We start from the raw sequence: 16,128 nt of genomic DNA on the forward strand, positions 1-16,128 counted from the left end.
TCGGAATCGATAACCGCTGAAAGCATCTAAGCGGGAAGCGAGCCCTGAGATGAGTCATCCCTGACCCCTTGAGGGTCCTAAAGGGCCGTTGGAGACCACAACGTTGATAGGTGGGGTGTGTAAGCGCAGTGATGTGTTGAGCTAACCCATACTAATTACCCGTGAGGCTTAACCATACAACACCCAAGAAGTGTTTCTGGTGCTTGTAGCAAGTGCGAAACTACTTACAAATTCAGTGATAGTGATAAGCCCAGGGCAACATCATTACTCACGTCAGCTTTCTGGATTAAGAATTTGCCTGGCGGCCATAGCGCCGTGGAACCACCTGATCCCATGCCGAACTCAGAAGTGAAACGCGGTAGCGCCGATGGTAGTGTGGCATTCGCCATGCGAGAGTAGGACACTGCCAGGCTTCAATTAAGCAATCACAGCGATGTGGTTGGTCGCGATACGACGTCAGGTCGTGTTGGACACAGGATTTAGATAGCGCACACAGTGCGGTCTTTACCGGTTAGTGTGCTGATATGGCTCAGTTGGTAGAGCGCATCCTTGGTAAGGATGAGGTCCCCAGTTCGACTCTGGGTATCAGCACCATTATTAAGTAGTAAAGCTTTTGCCTGACGGCAATAGCGCCGTGGAACCACCTGATCCCATGCCGAACTCAGAAGTGAAACGCGGTAGCGCCGATGGTAGTGTGGCATTCGCCATGCGAGAGTAGGACACTGTCAGGCACCTATTTAGAAGAGGCCTCCCATTCGGGAGGCCTTTTTGCTTTCTGCCCCCTAGCTCCGTATCTCATTCTGGCTGCGTTATCCTCTTCTCTTTTCCACCCTGACCGGGTGGAGTAAGCTGAGCCCTTCTCACCTGGGCCATGCCCCTGCCTTCTCGCTTCATCCGGGATGAAGCGACTCTGATGGAGACTGTTTGTGCGCCTTGATCCCTTTACCTGCGTGCTGATCCTGGTGGTCACCCTGGCCTCTCTCTTTCCCTGTGAAGGTCAGATGGCCGTCTGGTTTGGGCTGCTGACCAAGCTGGCGGTGGCACTGCTCTTCTTCATGCACGGCGCCAAGCTGTCGCGCCAGAATCTGCTCTCTGGTCTGGGCCACTGGCGGCTGCATCTGGTGGTGATGGCCAGCACCTTTGTGCTGTTCCCCTTGTTGGGGCTTTTGCTCACGCCACTGGTTCCTCAATGGGTGAGTCCGGCCATTTATCTGGGTTTTCTCTATCTCTGCGCCTTGCCGGCAACGGTGCAGTCGGCGATTGCCTTTACCTCAATGGCCGGCGGCAATGTCTCGGCGGCGGTATGCAGTGCCTCGGCCTCCAGCATACTGGGTATCTTCTTTTCTCCCGTACTGGTGGGCCTGATGATCGATGTGCAAGGTGCCGAGGTGGACACCTGGCACTCCATCCAGGCCATCATGATGCAACTGATGCTGCCCTTCGTGGTGGGTCACCTTTCCCGCCCTCTGATCGGGCGTTGGGTCGACAGCCACAGGCCGCTCATCGGCAAGCTGGATCAGAGTTCCATCCTGTTGGTGGTCTATGTGGCCTTCAGCGAGGCCGTGGTGCAGGGGATCTGGCATCAGGTGGGTTGGTACGATCTCGCCAGCATAGTGCTGCTGAGTTGCGTATTACTGGCCCTGGTGCTGGGCTGGAACATCTGGATCAGTCGGCGTCTCGGCTTTTGCCGGGCAGACGAGATCACCATCGTCTTCTGCGGCTCCAAGAAGAGCCTGGCCAATGGGGTGCCCATGGCCAACGTCATGTTCCCTGCTGCCAGTGTCGGTGTCATGGTGTTGCCGCTGATGATCTTCCACCAGATCCAGCTGATGGTGTGTGCCGTGCTGGCCCGTCGCTACCGCGAGCAGGAGGCCGTGCTCCAGGTCTCGAGCCAGGAGGAGTAAGACGCCCGGATAAAAGAGAGGGAGGCCATGGGCCTCCCTCTTGCGTTTGCCGCCCGGTCAGCGTTTGCGCCAAACGGTGAGCTGGGCCACCGTGTGCTGGTGTTTGCGGGCCGTCTCGCGAATGACGAAGGGGATATCCCTGGGTGAGGCCAGCTCCTCGAACTCGGCCGCCAGCAGTCGCTGCAGTGCCTGGTAGGTGGTCAGGGCCTCGCCATTCTCCCGTACGCCCCCGAGCCAGTTGGCCTTGGGGGTGTAATCTTCCAGCCAGGTGTAGGGGCTGGTCAGCAGCAGCAGGCCGCCGCTGCGCAGGCGAGGGGCGATATCACGGAGGAAGCGGGCGGGCTCCCGCAACCGGTCGATCAGGTTGGAGGCGAGCACCAGATCGTAATGGTCGTATTTGGGTTTGAGGTTGCAGGCATCCCCCTGGCTGAAATGGATGCGTTCTGCCTGGGCTGGGCCCAGATCGTGCTGGGAGAGCCGCGCCTCGCAATATTCCATCAGGTCTCCCTCCAGCGTCATGGCGTAGCGGAAGCTGTCCTGTTTCGCGAGGCTGAGGGCGACATCGATGAAGCGGGCCGAGTAGTCCACCCCGTCCACATGCTGGAAGTGGCGAGCCAGTTCGAAGCTGGCGCGGCCGGTGGCACAGCCGATATCCAGCGCGCGCTGATGGTTCGGGCAAAGCTCGCAGGCGATCTCTGCCAGGGTCCTGGCGTAGTTGGGCACACCGAAGCGGGTCGGTCCGTACTGGAAATCGAGGTATTGCGCCACGAGCGCGTCGGTTTCGTAAGGGTTCACTGGCATGGTTTCCTGATGGCGGGAGACCAGGTAGCGGAAGCCCGCATGCTGGAAAAAGTGGCGACGAAAGGCATAGCGGGACGACTTGAGCGCCTCGTTGCCCGTGCTGATCCAGCTTCCCCCCTTGATCAGGGTGTGCTTGCCGTCGAAGGTGGGGGTGGAGAAGTCATCGTAGAGGGGGTGCACCCGGAAACCGTCGAAGCCATCAATGGCGCTGCTGGTCCACTGCCAGACGTTGCCGACCAGATCGCAGAACTCGCCCTGGGGGAAGAGATCCACCGGGCAGGGAGAGGCGAAGCCGGCCAGGTTGATGTTGCCGGGCGCCCTGTGCCAGTCGGGCTGATCCCCCGGTACTCCTTCTCTGAGCAGAGCCCACTGGGCCTCGCTCGGCAGCTGGATGGGCAGTCCGGTCTGGGCCGACTTCCAGCGACAGAAGGCGGCGGCCTCGAGCTGGTTTACCTCGACGGGCCAGTCCCAGGGCATGGCCACGACCTCCGTCATCAGTCGCAGCTGCAACCGGTCTGGGTCGGCAGGGTCGCCGAGCCAGAAGCTGGGCATCTGGGCCCTGGCAAACTGGTTCCAGCCCCACCCCTCCTGATCCCACCAGGTTGGTGTCTGATAACCGCCATCCCGCACGAAGGCGAGATATTCAGCGTTGCTGACCAGCAGTCGGCTGGCCTGAAACGCCTCCAGCTCGATCCGGCGATGACCATATTCGTTGTCCCAGCCATAGGTATCGTCACGCTTGCCCAGCTCGACTGTGCCTCCCGATACCGGCAGCAGTGTATTGGCTGGCACTTCGTCTCGTTGGTGGCGCGCCTGCCGGCAGGGGGGCCAGTGAGGCTGCTCGCGTACCCAGGCCAGGGGCAGCTGGCGGATCAGCACGCTCGAGGTCTCGAGATGGATCCGCTCGTGCTCCATCCCCATCAGGATGACCCAGGCCGGGCTCTGCCAGTCGATGGGCAGGGTGATGGGCATGCGGGTGATGACCTCGATGACGCGGCTGCGCACCTTGGCGCGGTAGGCCCGCAAGCGCTCGACCGAGGGCCAGTCATAGTGCGCCTCGTCCAGGTCGTCCCAGCTCATCTCATCGACGCCGATGGCGACCATGGCCTCGATCTGGGGGTCGATGCGCTGGTCGATGAGGCGGGCGGCCAGCAGCTTGTTGATGAAGAAGGCCGCTGTGTGGCCGTAGTAGAAGATGAGGGGGTGGCGCAGGGAGATGGCCTTGTTGAACCAGGCTCTGGGGTCGGCCAGGCAATCGAACAGGCTGTCGTAGAGATCGAAGGTCTGGCAGAAATAGCCGAGAAGTTCGCGGCGCTTGGCTTCCGGGTCCGTCCCGCTCAACAGCGGGGTGCGGGTCGGTTCGGGCAGCTCGCCGGCGGCGATGCTGAGGCTGGCTGGGATCACGCTCTGACTCCTTGTCTGGATTGGCTACTCGAAAGAGAGCTATATACGTATCAGATGTCAGTAATGGGTCAATCGATTGAGCAAGCTCACCACAGAGGTGGTGTCGGCCCTTGAGCATAGTCAATGGGTGACGGGGCCGGCGTCCACCCGGTCCCACCGAGCCGGACTCAGCTCAGCTCGGTGGGGTCGATATCCAGGCTCCAGCGCACCTTCCTGGTCTCGGGCCAGCCCTCCAGCTCCTGCACCGCCCAGTCAAGCAACTGGGCCAATGGCGCCCGGCTGGGCCCCTGCACCAGCAACTGCATGCGAAACTTCCCGGCCTTGCGCTCCATGAAGCCGCTGATGGGCCCGAGCACCTGCACCTGGGGGTAGCGGGCGCTGCGCAGGGTATCGGCGAGACGGGAGAGGAACAGCTGCACCTCGTCCCGGCCGTTGGCCTCGGCCCGGAACAGTCCCTGATAGCTGAACGGTGGCAGTCCCAGCAGGCGGCGCTCCTTGAGCGCGGTGTCTGCGAAGTGGCCGTAACCGTTCTGGGTCAGATCCTGCAGCAGGGCATGCTCGGGGTGATGGCTCTGCAGCACCACCAGCCCGGGTTTGCTGGCGCGCCCGGCCCGGCCCGCCACCTGGGTGTAGAGCTGGGCCAGTTTCTCGGCGGCGCGGAAATCGGCGGAAAACAGGGCACCATCCACATCCAGCAGGCCGACCAGCGTCACATTCGGGAAGTGGTGGCCCTTGGCCAGCATCTGGGTGCCGATCAGGATCTTGTATTTGCCTGCCTTGATGTCGCCGAGATGGGTCTCCAGCTCCCCCTTGCGGCGGGTGTTGTCCCGATCGATGCGCACTACCGGGTATTGGGGGAAAATGGTCGTGAGCAGTTGTTCCAGCTGCTCGGTGCCGACCCCGGAGCCGATGAGCTCGCTGCTGCCGCACTCCGGGCAGTGGTGGGGCAGGGGACGCACGCTGTCACAGTGGTGGCAGTGCAGCCGCCGTCCGGCTTGATGCCAGGTGTACCAGGCGTCACAACGCTCGCAGGCAGCGCTCCAGCCGCACTGGTGACAGATGAGGGCCGGCGCATAGCCACGGCGGTTGAGAAACAGCATCACCTGATTGCCGGCCGCCAGATGCTCCGCCATCAGCTGCTCCAGCTGGGGGGAGAGGCCGGCCTGCAGCCGCACGTTCTTGATGTCCAGGATCACCTGACGGGCGGTCTGGGCGTTGCCGGCGCGTCGGGTCAGGCTGAGGTGGTGATACTTGCCGCTGCGGGCGTTGTGCAATGTCTCCAGGGACGGGGTGGCCGAGCCCAGCAGGATCGGAATCCCGGCGCGATGGGCCCGCATCACGGCGAGATCCCGCGCGTGGTAGCGAAAGCCGTCCTGCTGCTTGAAGGAGCCGTCGTGCTCCTCGTCGATGATGATGATGCCGAGGTTGTGAAACGGGGTGAACACCGCGGAGCGGGTGCCGATGAGGATGGCGGCGCCGCCGTCGCGGCAGGCCAGCCAGGCATCGAGCCGCTCCCTGTCGTTCATGGCGGAGTTCATGGCCACCACGGGCACGTTGAAGCGGCGCCGGAAGCGATTGATGGTCTGGGGGGTGAGGCCGATTTCCGGCACCATCACCAGGGCCTGCCTGCCCGCCTTGAGCAGGGGCTCGAGGATGCTCAGGTAGACCTCTGTCTTGCCGGAGCCGGTGATGCCGTCCAGCAGGAAGGCGCCGAATCTGTCGCTCTGGCTGGTGACGGCGGCCACCGCCAGCGCCTGCTCGCCGTTGAGACGCAGTCCCTCTCCCGGCTCAAAATGAGTGGCCCAGTCGCCGTCATGGCTCGGCTCCAGACTGCGCTTCTCCAGCAAGCCTTTCTTCTCCAGCGCGGTGAGAGTGGCGCTCGAAATTTCCTCCTGCTTGAGGGCAGATGGCGTCTGCGGCCCCTTGCGCAGCAGGGCGAGGGCCTGCTGCTGCTTGGCCGCCCGCTTGAGCTCGTTGAGATCGAGCGCCATGCCCGCCTCGGTGGCAAACCAGAACTCCAGTTCCCGGTAGGCGGCGGGCTCCCCCTTGCGCACCAGCACCGGCAAGGCGTGGGGCAGCACTTCCCCCAGCGGATGCTGGTAGTAACCGGCACTCCAGGCCATCAGCGCCAGTATGTCGGGCCCGAGCACAGGAGCCGTGTCGAGTACCCGCTTCAAGGGCTTCAATTTGGCGCGGGGCACCTGACTATCGGTCGGGTGATCCACCACCAGACCGACCAGGGTCTGCGGGCCGAACGGGATCTCGACCCGGCAGCCGGGAGCGGGCAGGGGGAGGGGGGAGAGATAATCGAAATGGCGGCGGAGGGGAACCGGCACTGCGACACGAACCAGATCAAGCGTTTGCGATGAATCCACCAAAGATTGCCTATTTTTTCTGCGAAGCCACTTGCCTGCCATCAGGCATTTCCTATATTATTCGCAGCCTTTGAAACTGTGTTCAACAATCGTGTGGTGTCCGACAGAAGATCGGATAGCGACACGGCCTGATAATTGAGGTTGTCCATGAAAGCTGGTATCCATCCCGAGTACGTAGCCATCACCGCCAAGTGCTCTTGCGGTAACGTCATCAACACTTTCTCTACCCTGGGTAAAGATCTGAACCTGGACGTGTGCTCCGCGTGCCACCCCTTCTATACCGGCAAGCAGAAAGAAGTGTCTAGCGGCGGCCGTGTAGACAAGTTCAACAAGCGTTTCGGTGGCCTGACTGCCAAGAAGTAATTCTACTTCTGACGAATTCTGAAAAAGGTGCCCATCGGGCACCTTTTTTGTTGCCCGGCGTTCTGTATCGGGCCGGATTGCCCTAAGGTGGGGGTTCAGCCAAGGGGAGAAGCACGCATGCGTACATGTCTGGTCATGGGGGCCGCCGGGTATATAGGTTCCCACCTGGTGCCCTATCTGCAGGAGGCGGGTCACAGGGTGATCGCCGGGGCGCGCCACCCCTGCCGCCTGCCCGCCGGGGTCGAATTTCGCCTGGCCGATGTGCTCAAGCCAGACAGCCTGCCCGCCGCCCTGGCGGGAGTGGATACCGTCTTCTATCTGGTGCACGCCATGGGGGCCGGCGCCCACTTCCATCGCCTCGAGCAGCAGGGGGTGAAGAACTTCGCCGCCGCTGCCCGCGCCGCCGGGGTGCGCCGCATCATCTACCTGGGCGCCATTCAGCCCAAGCAGTGCAACAGCCGCCACCTCAACTCCCGCCGTCACTGTGGCGAGCTGTTTCGCGCCTCCGGGGTGCCGACCGTGGAGCTGAGATCCGGCATCATCATAGGTCCGGGCTCGGCGGCGTTCGAGGTGATGCGGGATCTGGTGTTCAACCTGCCCATGATGGTGACCCCCAAGTGGGTGCGCTCGCGTACCCCGCCCATCGCCCTCTCCAATCTGCTCCACTATCTGGGTGGGTTGGTGGATCTCGACGGGGTGGATGGCCAGGTGTTCAACGCCGTGGGGCCCGAGCTGCTCAGCTACCAGCAGCAGCTCCAGAAGTTCGCCGCCCATATCGGCAAACGCTGCCCCATCATTCCGATACCCTTTTTGAGCCCCCGGCTCTCCGCCTGGTGGTTGCAGTTTGCCACCTCTGTGCCCCAGCCCATTGCCAAGGCGCTGGTGGGGGGACTCAAGCATGACATCCCGGCGGATGACGGTCCCTTGCGGGCCCTGCTGCCCCAGCATCTGCTCGGCTTCGACGAGGCGCTGACGGAGAGCCTGGCCCTGGAGCAGCGACTCGGTGCCGAGCAGCAGGGGGAGGAGACGCCCCTGGGACTGCGCTGGCGCCATCCCGAGTATGGCTTCTATGACAGGGTCGCCTCTGGCAGCGCGCTCTCTCTGGCACCGCCAGAGGCGCTCTGGCAGGTGCTGCAAGGACTGGGAGGGGATCAGCGTTACTTCTACATGAACAGCCTGTGGGCCATCCGGGAGTGGATGGACGCCGCGGTGGGCGGCCCGGCCCTGACCCGGGGGCGGACCAATCCGGATCGCTTCGTGAAGGGGGACATGCTCGACTCCTGGCAGATCATCGGGGTCGAAGAGGGGCGTCGCCTGGCCTTGCTGTTCAACATGAGGGCGCCAGGGGTGGGACGGCTCGAGTTCATCATGGCGCCGGAACCCTCAGGCCTGACCCGGGTGACGATCAGGGCCCACTGGCATCCCCAGGGCGCCTGGGGACTGGCTTACTGGCTCGCCATGCTGCCGTTCCACCTCTTCATCTTCCAGGGGATGACGGAGGCGCTGGCCCGCCAGGGGGAGGCGCTGGTCGGCATTCCCGTGATGGATTGAAACCGGATCTACCACCAAGGGGTTAATTTTCGTCAGCACACTACTCTGTTGAGTGGCCGCTTAACAGCGAATTGGCGATATTTTCTGCTGGGAAAGCCCGGAGCTTTTCTTTATGATCCTAGCCCCTCGCCTCAGGCGAGCCACCCTTTCCCTACTTATTCAAATATTGCCTCGGGGTCCCCATGTCCGATCTGCGTCAGCAAGCGCTCGATTATCACGCCCAACCCATTCCCGGCAAGATTGCCATCGCCCTCACCAAGCCTGCCGAGACCGTCCGCGATCTGGCGCTGGCCTACAGCCCGGGCGTGGCCGAGCCGGTGCGCGAGATCGCCGCCAACCCGGATGATGCCTACCGTTACACCGGCAAGGGCAACCTGGTGGCCGTGATCTCCAACGGCACCGCCATCCTGGGGCTGGGCAACCTGGGGCCGCTGGCCTCCAAGCCGGTGATGGAGGGCAAGGCCCTGCTGTTCAAGCGCTTCGCCGGCATCGATGCCATCGACATCGAGGTGAAGCACGAGACCAGTGCCCAGTTCATCGACACGGTCGCGGCCATCGCCGACACCTTCGGAGGCATCAATCTGGAGGACATCAAGGCCCCCGAGTGCTTCGAGATTGAGCGTGCGCTGATCGAGCGCTGCGACATTCCCGTGTTCCACGATGACCAGCACGGTACTGCCATCGTCACCGCCGCCGGCCTGCTCAATGCTCTGGAAGTACAGGGCAAGCTGATCGGCGACAGCCGCATCGTCTGCATGGGGGCGGGGGCCGCCGCTACCGCCTGCATGGACCTGCTGATCACCTGCGGGGCCAAGCCGCACAACATCTTCATGCTGGACCGCCAGGGGGTGATCCACAGCGGTCGCACCGATCTCAACCAGTACAAGCAGCGTTTCGCCAACGACACCCCACTGCGCACCCTGATGGATGTCATCGACGGGGCCGACGTGTTCGTCGGCGTCTCCGGCCCGGACGTGCTGCCCGCCGAGGCGGTGGCGCTGATGGCCCCCAACCCGGTGATCTTCGCCTGCTCCAACCCGGACCCCGAGATCAAGCCCGCCCTGGCGCACTCGGTGCGTGGGGATCTGATCATGGGCACGGGTCGCTCCGATTATCCGAACCAGATCAACAACGTCATCTGCTTCCCCTTCATCTTCCGCGGTGCGCTGGATGCCCGTGCCAGCCGCATCAATGACGCCATGAAGGTGGCGGCGGTGGAGGCGATCCGCGCCCTGGTCAAGGAGCCGGTGCCGGCCGAGGTGCTGACCGCAGCCGGGGTGGAGACGCTGACCTTCGGCAAGGATTACGTCATTCCCAAGCCGATGGATGCCCGCCTGTTGCCCCGGGTGGCCCGCGCCGTGGCGTTGGCGGCGGTGGCATCCGGTGTGGCCCGCATCGCCCTGCCGGCAGATTATATGCAGGAGTGACAGGGCGGGGTCAGGGTGAGCGACACCCAGATCCGCCGCCGAACGGCATGAAAAAGGGGCCCCATCATGGGGCCCCTTCTCGTATCGGGACTCGGGCCGCTGGGCGTGTCAGCCCTTGCGGCGCAGGTAGACACCCGCTTCCATGTGATGGGTCCAGGGGAACTGGTCGAACAGGGCGAGCCGTGCCACCTCGTGGGTCTGCCCCAGGGCCTGCATGTTGTCGATCAGGGTGTCCGGATTGCAGGAGATGTAGAGGATGTTGTCGTACTCCTGCACCAGGCGGACCGTGGCCTCATCCAGGCCGGCGCGGGGCGGATCGACGAAGATGGTGTTGCACTGGTAACCGGCGAGGTCTATTCCCTCCAGCCGGTTGAAGCTGCGCTCGCCGCGCATCGCCATGGTGAACTCCTCGGCGGACATGCGCAGTATGATGAGGTTGTCCACCCCGTTGGCGGCGATGTTGTACTGGGCCGAAGCCACGCTCGGCTTGGCGATCTCGGTGGCCAGCACCCTGCGAAAGTTCTGGGCCAGGGCGATGGAGAAGTTGCCGTTGCCGCAGTAGAGCTCCAGCAGATCTCCCTGACTGGCGCGGGTCACGTCCAGGGCCCAGCCCAGCATCAGCTGGTTAATCTCGGCGTTGGGCTGGGTGAAGCTGTTCTCCACCTGCTGATAGATGAGCTCGCGCCCCTGCACCTTGAGGGTTTCGACCACGAACTCGTCCCCCAGGCAGATCTTCTGCTTGTGGGCGCGGCCAATGATGCGCACGTCGAAGCCCTGGGCCTGCAGGCTGGTTCTCAGTCCTTCGGCTGCGGCCTGCCAGTCGCCATCGAGACGGCGATGGTAGAGCAGGGTGATGACGAGCTGACCGGAGAGGGTGGAGAGATAGTCTATCTGGAACAGCTTGAAGCGCAGCGCCTTGACCGGCCGCAGTTCGTCCAGCAGGGGTTGCATCACCCGGTTGATCAGGGCGCTGGCGGCCGGGAACTGATCCACCCGGATACGCTGGCGGGTCTCCTGATCGAACATCACATGATAGAGATCGTCATCCTCGTGCCAGAGGCGGAACTCGGCGCGCATCCGGTAGTGCTCGGCGGGAGAGGCGTGAACCTCGATGGCGGGGGGATTGAAGCCGGCAAACAGGGCCTGGAGACGCTGCGCCTTGGCCGCCAACTGGGCCTGATAGGCGGCCGGGGTTCGCTCGGATGGGGTCATGACATACCTCTGATGCACGCCGGCGGGGCCGGACAGAAACCTGGGGTGACTCAAGGCCACCCAAAGGGGCCTGATTTTAAAAGTCAGGGGTAGATTGTCCAGTTTTTTTATGGTCAAGAAGTCGCCAGTCAGGCCGATAAGCGGCTAACTGGGATTGCACGAGGAGCAGGCGATGCGGCTAGATGGCGTGGGGGCGGGTCAGCCCAAAGGGATGAAAGGGGAGGCGCGCAGCGACGAGGTGCGCCACGGCAGGGAGAGCGAGGCCGGGGGCAAGCCTGAGCGTGCGCGCGAGACTGGCGGCAAGGGGCTGGACGAGGAGGTGATCCTGAGCCGGGCGCCCCGCTGGGCCCAGGCCCTGGTACAACAGGCGTTGCAGTTCCACCTGCAGCTCAACGGCAAGGGCTATCAGGCGCCCAGGGCCGAGCCGCCGGAGGAGATCACCCCGCAGACCCTGTTTGACTTCCAGGCGGTGACGGACAATGTGCTGCAGTTCGTCAGCGGGCGCCTCGGCGCGGCGCGGGCCGACGGCAAGTCCGATGACCAATTGACCGAGATGATGGCCCAGGCCCGCAAGGGGGTTGAAATGGGCTTCGCCGACGCGCGCAAGCAGCTTGGCGACACGGCGACCGACAACGAGGACGTCAAGACCGGCATCGATCAGAGCTACAAGCTGATCCAGCAGGGGCTGGACGAGTTCGAGCAGACCTTCTTCGGCCAGGTGTCCGATCTGGACATGAAGTCGGCGGAGATGGCCAGTCGCCAGCAGGGGATCCTGGAAATAGAGACCAGGGAGGGGGACAAGGTGCTGCTGCGCTTCAACGACAGCTGGCAGCTCAAGTCCCGGGAGCAGGGGGATGCGAGCCAGTTCAGCCTCAAGCTGAGCCAGAACTTCAGCTTCTCCCTCGAGGGGAACCTGGGGGATGCCGAGCTGGCGGCCATCGGCGATCTGGTCAAGGGGCTCGACTCGCTGGCAGACAGCTTCTTCCACGGCAAGCTGGATCAGAGCCTGGATGCCGGTCAGTTGCCCGGGCTGGATGACGGTCAGCTGGTGGCCTACTCCCTGCGCCTCAAGCAATCGAGTCGGCTGGGCCAGCATTATCAGGGCAACAGCGCCTTGCAGCAGAGCCTGGCGCCCCTGGCGGACTATCTGCCCAGGCTGGCCGACTGGCAGCAGCAGGCCGACGGCGTGCTGGCGCAGGGTCAGCAGCAGGCGCTGACCCCGGCCGTGCTGGCGGCGCGGGGCGATGACGGGGAACAAGGCGCCCGTTTCGCCGCCACCAACCGCCGTCTGCTCGATGCCTACCGTCTATTGGGAACGGTCTGAGCCCGGATGACCCCAGCGTTGCCGGCTGGATATCTATCGTCTGCCTGGCACGGTAGCCGCCCTGCCTTTGCCGGTCGGGCGCGCCTGTTTGCCTGAGGCGCCCCCGGCTGGCACACTGCGACTTTCCCCGCGAGCGAGAACCCCATGGATCAGCAGCCCGAATCCGGCCCCGACGAGGCGCAGGCCAGCGCCCCTGCCGCGCGCCAGCGCAGCCACAAACGCCCGAAAGACATACGGGAGCTCTGCTACCCCTTCATCTACGAGACCCAGTTGCAGTGCGACTACGAGATAGCGACCGACGAGCTCTGCTGCCAGGTGGGGGCTGTCATGGCCATGCTGCCGGCGCCCCCCGGCGAGGGGGAGGCGGCCATCCTCGCCGATCTCGATACCCTGCAACGGCTCATCTACAACCTCAACGGCTCGGTACGCGGCAGGCTCGGCATCTTCGAGGCGGATCTGGACTGGCTCAAGGGGCGTTACGATCACTACAACGAGGCGAGCCGCGGCCGGGTGACCGGTTTCGTGCTGCCCCGAGGCCCCCAGCCGATCCCGGCCCTGCACCTGTGCCGCTGCGCCAGCAAGAAGGTGGTGCGCCTGCTGGTGCGCCTCGAGGAGAGCGGTGTCGGCTATGACCCCATACTGGCCCGGTTCGCCAACCTGCTGGCGAACTTCTTCTTCGTGCTCACCGTCTACCTCAAGCAGGCCTGGAATGTGCCCGAGGTCCCCTACGTCAGCATCAACTACTGAGGAGGCCTGCTCGAGCAGGCAAGTGCCACGCTGCTCTCCGCTGACCGTCTATCTCAGTGGGCGCCTGGAATGTGCCCGAGGTCCCTACGTCAGCATCAACCACTGAGGAGGCCTGCTCGAGCAGGCAAGTGCCACGCTGCTCTCTGCTGACCGTCTATCTCAGTGGGCGCCTGGAATGTGCCCGAGGTCCCCTACGTCAGCATCAACGACTGAGGCTGCCGACCCGGATGGGGTGAGCAAACAAAAACCGGAGCCTTGTGCTCCGGTTTTTGTTGTCAGCTCGACAGCAGCACCCGGGCCGAGTTGGCCGGGATGGTGAGTTGCACCTCCCCCTGCACCACCTCGAACTTGTCGCCGTTGAAGGCGTCGGTGAAGCGGCTGGCGGGGCTGGCGGTCTGCCACAGGGGCAGGCTGATGGTGCGGGGCTCCGTGGGGTGGCGGTTGCAGGCCACCACCACCTGATCGCTTTGCAGGGTGCGGGCGAACACATAGCTGTGAGCCCCGGCGTAGAGGGTCTGGGCATCACCCCGGCGCAGGGAGGGGCGCTGGCGGCGGATCTGGGTCAGGCGGCGATAGTGCTCGTGCAGCACATGGTCCCAGGCCGTGCTGTCCCAGGGGAAGCAGCGGCGGCAGTCCGGGTCGTTGCCCCCTGACAGCCCCACCTCGTCGCCGTAGTAGATGCAGGGGGCGCCGATATAGGTGAGCAGCAGGGTGGCGGCCAGCATCATGCGTTGTCTGTCTTCTCCCAACAGGTGCAGGAAGCGGGCCGTGTCATGGCTGTCCAGCAGGTTAAGCTGGGCCAGCTGGTTCTTGAACGGGATATGGGCCCGGGCCTGCTTGAGCCAGCCATCGAGCTCGGCGGCGCTGATCCGTATGGGGTGGTAGGCGATGTCCTGCCCCGCCAGGAAGGCGCGGATCGGGTGGGCGAAGCCATAGTAGTTCATGGCGCCATCCTCCTGATCCCCCTGCAACCACTGGCTCGCCTCGAAGAAGTGTTCGCCGAGCACATAGGCCTCCGGGTTCTCCTGCTTGAGGGTGTGGCGAATGGCGCGCACGTGACCAGGGTTGCCCTCGGCGGTGCCCCGCTCTCCCAGCATGTGGATGACGTCGAAGCGCCAGCCGTCTATCTGGTAGGGCGGGCGCATCCAGTAACGCAATATGGCGTCCTCGGCGCGGTAGACGGCGTCCTGCACCTGTTCGCTGGCAAAGTCCAGCTTGGGCAGGCTGCGGATCCCCTTCCAGCTCACATAGTCCCCCTCCTGATCGAAGGTATAGAACTTGCGAAACGCCGAATCCGGATTGCCCATGGCCCCCCTGGGCGGGCAGAACCAGGGGTGCTGGGTCGAGGTGTGGTTGACCACGGCGTCCAGGATGATCTTCATGCCGCGCTGACGCAGGTGGCGGGTCAGCTCGGCCAGTCGCTCGTTGCTGCCCAGATGGGGGTCCACCCGGTAGTAATCCTGGGTGTCGTACTTGTGATTGCTCGGCGAGGCGAAGATGGGGTTGAGGTAGAGCGCCGTTACCCCGAGGGATTGCAGATAGTGCAGTTTGCTGTCGATGCCGGCCAGATCGCCGCCATAGAACTCGCTGCTGGCGGTGCCTTCCCCCTGCTGGCTGACCGGCTCGCCCCAGGCCTTGCTGATGACGGCCTTGCCGCCGTACTCGTACTCGTGATGGCGCACGCTCAGGGACGGGTCCCCATTGCAGAAGCGGTCGGGGAAGATCTGGTAGAACACCTGATCCTGTACCCAGGCCGGCGGCTGGTGACGGGTGTTGAAGCGAAAATGTTGCTCGCGGGGCGGCATGGCGGGGCTGATGCCGGCGCCGTGCAGCCACCACTGACCCTCATGGGTGAGGCACTTGAAGCAATAGAGTTGCAGATCCTGGCCCAGGGCCAGGGGCAGTCTGGCCTGCCAGATCCCCAGCCGCTCCCGGGTCGCCACCCGGGTCATGGCCAGCAGGTACTCCTCGTTGTCCGGCTCGTGGCGCAGCCAGACCTCGTGGATCCGGGCCCCCTCTTCGCAGAACAGGGTGAGTAGCAGGGCGTCGGACTCCTCCTGGAACCAGGGGGCCGCCTGAGGGTGAAACAGAAACGGGATATCTTGGGTCATGTCGTTCATTGGGTCAGGAGTTCGTCGAGGGGGTTGCCCTGCTCGTGAAGGGTCTCGAGTTGCGCGGCCAGCCGGCTGGTATCCAGTCCCAGGGGCTCGGCCAGGGGCATGGGGAAACGGGCTATGATGGTCTGGGCCGGAACCCCGGCATGCCAGGCGAAGGAGACGAAAACCGCCAGCCGGATCAGCACGGCATCCCGGCTGACGGGCTGGTGGGCCAGGGGATCGAGCTGCTGTGCGATGGCGGTGACGAAGGCGGGAGCCAGTTGCCAGCGTCGTGCCAGCTCGGCGCCAAGCTGGGCATAGTCGTAGCCCAGCATCTGGCGCTGGGCATCGACCCGGCTGGTCCCCTGTTGCACCGCCAGATGGATGAGTTCGGCCTCCTCGGGCAGGGTGCTCTGGATCAGCAGCTCGCCGATGTTGTGGATCAGGGCACAGGTGAAGGCGGTCTCGGGATCCATCTCCCTGGCGTGCTGGGCCAGGAGCCGCGCTATGGTGGCGACCCGGAAGGTCTCGGTCCAGAAGGCATGCTTGTCGAAGCTGGGAGGCGCCTTGAAGCTGCCAATGATGCCGGAAGCCACCACCAGGGAGCGCAACCGGTTGAAGCCGAGGCGGATCACCGCCTGTTCGATGGAGGTGATATCATGGCCCCGACGCAGGGCGGCGGAGTTGGCCAGCCGCAGCACCTTGGCGCTGATCACCTGATCCATGGCGATCCGGGCGGCAATCTTGTCTATCTGGGCATTCTCGTCGCCGAAGCTCTGCATCAGCTCGTGAAGCAGCTGGGGTATGGTGGGCAGTTGCTTGATTTTGTCAAACAGGTGATCCATCGACATGGGGGCCGCCTCCGTTGCGTGCACTGCCCATATTGTGCCACAGGCCACGGCCCTGTTCCTGTTTGTGGCGTCC

The 16,128-nt window shown here is 63.9% G+C and carries 11 protein-coding genes, 1 tRNA gene and 3 rRNA genes; 10 read left to right on the forward strand and 5 right to left on the reverse strand.

Annotation, left to right across the window (positions count from 1 at the left end; translation table 11 throughout):
- From ACEUCR_RS17555 to ACEUCR_RS17575, 5 genes are all read left to right on the forward strand, one after another.
- A 23S ribosomal RNA gene (locus tag ACEUCR_RS17555) occupies positions 1-176 on the forward strand; the annotation flags it as partial.
- Between the two features lie 121 nt (positions 177-297).
- Positions 298-412: ribosomal RNA gene (gene rrf / locus ACEUCR_RS17560) — 5S ribosomal RNA — on the forward strand.
- 106 nt (positions 413-518) lie between these two features.
- Positions 519-594: transfer RNA gene (locus tag ACEUCR_RS17565), tRNA-Thr, on the forward strand.
- A 22-nt stretch (positions 595-616) separates the two neighbouring features.
- Positions 617-731 (forward strand): 5S ribosomal RNA (gene rrf / locus ACEUCR_RS17570).
- 195 nt (positions 732-926) lie between these two features.
- A complete protein-coding gene (locus ACEUCR_RS17575) occupies positions 927-1,904 on the forward strand; it encodes a bile acid:sodium symporter family protein (protein ID WP_408791659.1) in 978 nt (325 codons plus the stop codon).
- Between the two features lie 57 nt (positions 1,905-1,961).
- Here ACEUCR_RS17575 and ovoA read toward each other — a convergent pair whose 3' ends face one another.
- Positions 1,962-4,109: a 5-histidylcysteine sulfoxide synthase gene (ovoA, locus tag ACEUCR_RS17580; RefSeq protein WP_408791660.1), complete on the reverse strand. Its 2,148-nt coding sequence runs from the start codon at positions 4,107-4,109 to the stop codon at positions 1,962-1,964.
- Positions 4,110-4,276: 167 nt separating this feature from the next.
- Positions 4,277-6,484: a primosomal protein N' gene (priA, locus tag ACEUCR_RS17585; RefSeq protein ID WP_408791662.1), complete on the reverse strand. Its 2,208-nt coding sequence runs from the start codon at positions 6,482-6,484 to the stop codon at positions 4,277-4,279.
- 147 nt (positions 6,485-6,631) lie between these two features.
- Here priA and rpmE point away from each other — a divergent pair, with 147 nt between their 5' ends.
- From rpmE to ACEUCR_RS17600, 3 genes are all read left to right on the forward strand, one after another.
- Positions 6,632-6,847, forward strand: coding sequence for a 50S ribosomal protein L31 (gene rpmE, locus ACEUCR_RS17590; protein WP_041998072.1), 216 nt, complete (start codon positions 6,632-6,634; stop codon positions 6,845-6,847).
- 117 nt (positions 6,848-6,964) lie between these two features.
- Positions 6,965-8,398: a DUF2867 domain-containing protein gene (locus ACEUCR_RS17595; RefSeq protein ID WP_408791663.1), complete on the forward strand. Its 1,434-nt coding sequence runs from the start codon at positions 6,965-6,967 to the stop codon at positions 8,396-8,398.
- A 182-nt stretch (positions 8,399-8,580) separates the two neighbouring features.
- On the forward strand, positions 8,581-9,825 hold the full coding sequence (locus ACEUCR_RS17600) for a malic enzyme-like NAD(P)-binding protein (protein WP_408791665.1): 1,245 nt from the start codon (positions 8,581-8,583) through the stop codon (positions 9,823-9,825).
- Positions 9,826-9,933: 108 nt separating this feature from the next.
- Here ACEUCR_RS17600 and trmA read toward each other — a convergent pair whose 3' ends face one another.
- Entirely contained in the window at positions 9,934-11,037 is a 1,104-nt protein-coding gene (gene trmA, locus ACEUCR_RS17605; RefSeq protein ID WP_408775662.1) for a tRNA (uridine(54)-C5)-methyltransferase TrmA, read from the reverse strand.
- A gap of 172 nt (positions 11,038-11,209) precedes the next feature.
- On the opposite strand from trmA, the gene ACEUCR_RS17610 reads away from it, so the two are divergent.
- Both ACEUCR_RS17610 and ACEUCR_RS17615 read left to right on the forward strand, forming a co-directional pair.
- Positions 11,210-12,361 carry a DUF5610 domain-containing protein gene (locus ACEUCR_RS17610; protein WP_408791667.1) on the forward strand — a complete coding sequence of 384 codons (1,152 nt, stop codon included), beginning with the start codon at positions 11,210-11,212 and terminating at the stop codon, positions 12,359-12,361.
- Positions 12,362-12,505: 144 nt separating this feature from the next.
- Complete coding sequence (locus ACEUCR_RS17615) at positions 12,506-13,108, forward strand: ATP--cob(I)alamin adenosyltransferase (RefSeq protein ID WP_392445439.1); 603 nt, start codon at positions 12,506-12,508, stop codon at positions 13,106-13,108.
- Between the two features lie 275 nt (positions 13,109-13,383).
- Here the strand turns inward: ACEUCR_RS17615 and malZ are convergent, their stop codons facing one another.
- Both malZ and ACEUCR_RS17625 read right to left on the reverse strand, forming a co-directional pair.
- Positions 13,384-15,219, reverse strand: coding sequence for a maltodextrin glucosidase (gene malZ, locus ACEUCR_RS17620; protein ID WP_408791668.1), 1,836 nt, complete (start codon positions 15,217-15,219; stop codon positions 13,384-13,386).
- A gap of 5 nt (positions 15,220-15,224) precedes the next feature.
- Positions 15,225-16,055, reverse strand: a complete 831-nt coding sequence (locus ACEUCR_RS17625) for an HDOD domain-containing protein (RefSeq protein ID WP_041998050.1) — start codon at positions 16,053-16,055, stop codon at positions 15,225-15,227.
- Positions 16,056-16,128: the final 73 nt, after the last annotated feature.

This window comes from Aeromonas bivalvium, from assembly GCF_046078285.1.
Lineage (GTDB): Bacteria > Pseudomonadota > Gammaproteobacteria > Enterobacterales > Aeromonadaceae > Aeromonas > Aeromonas bivalvium.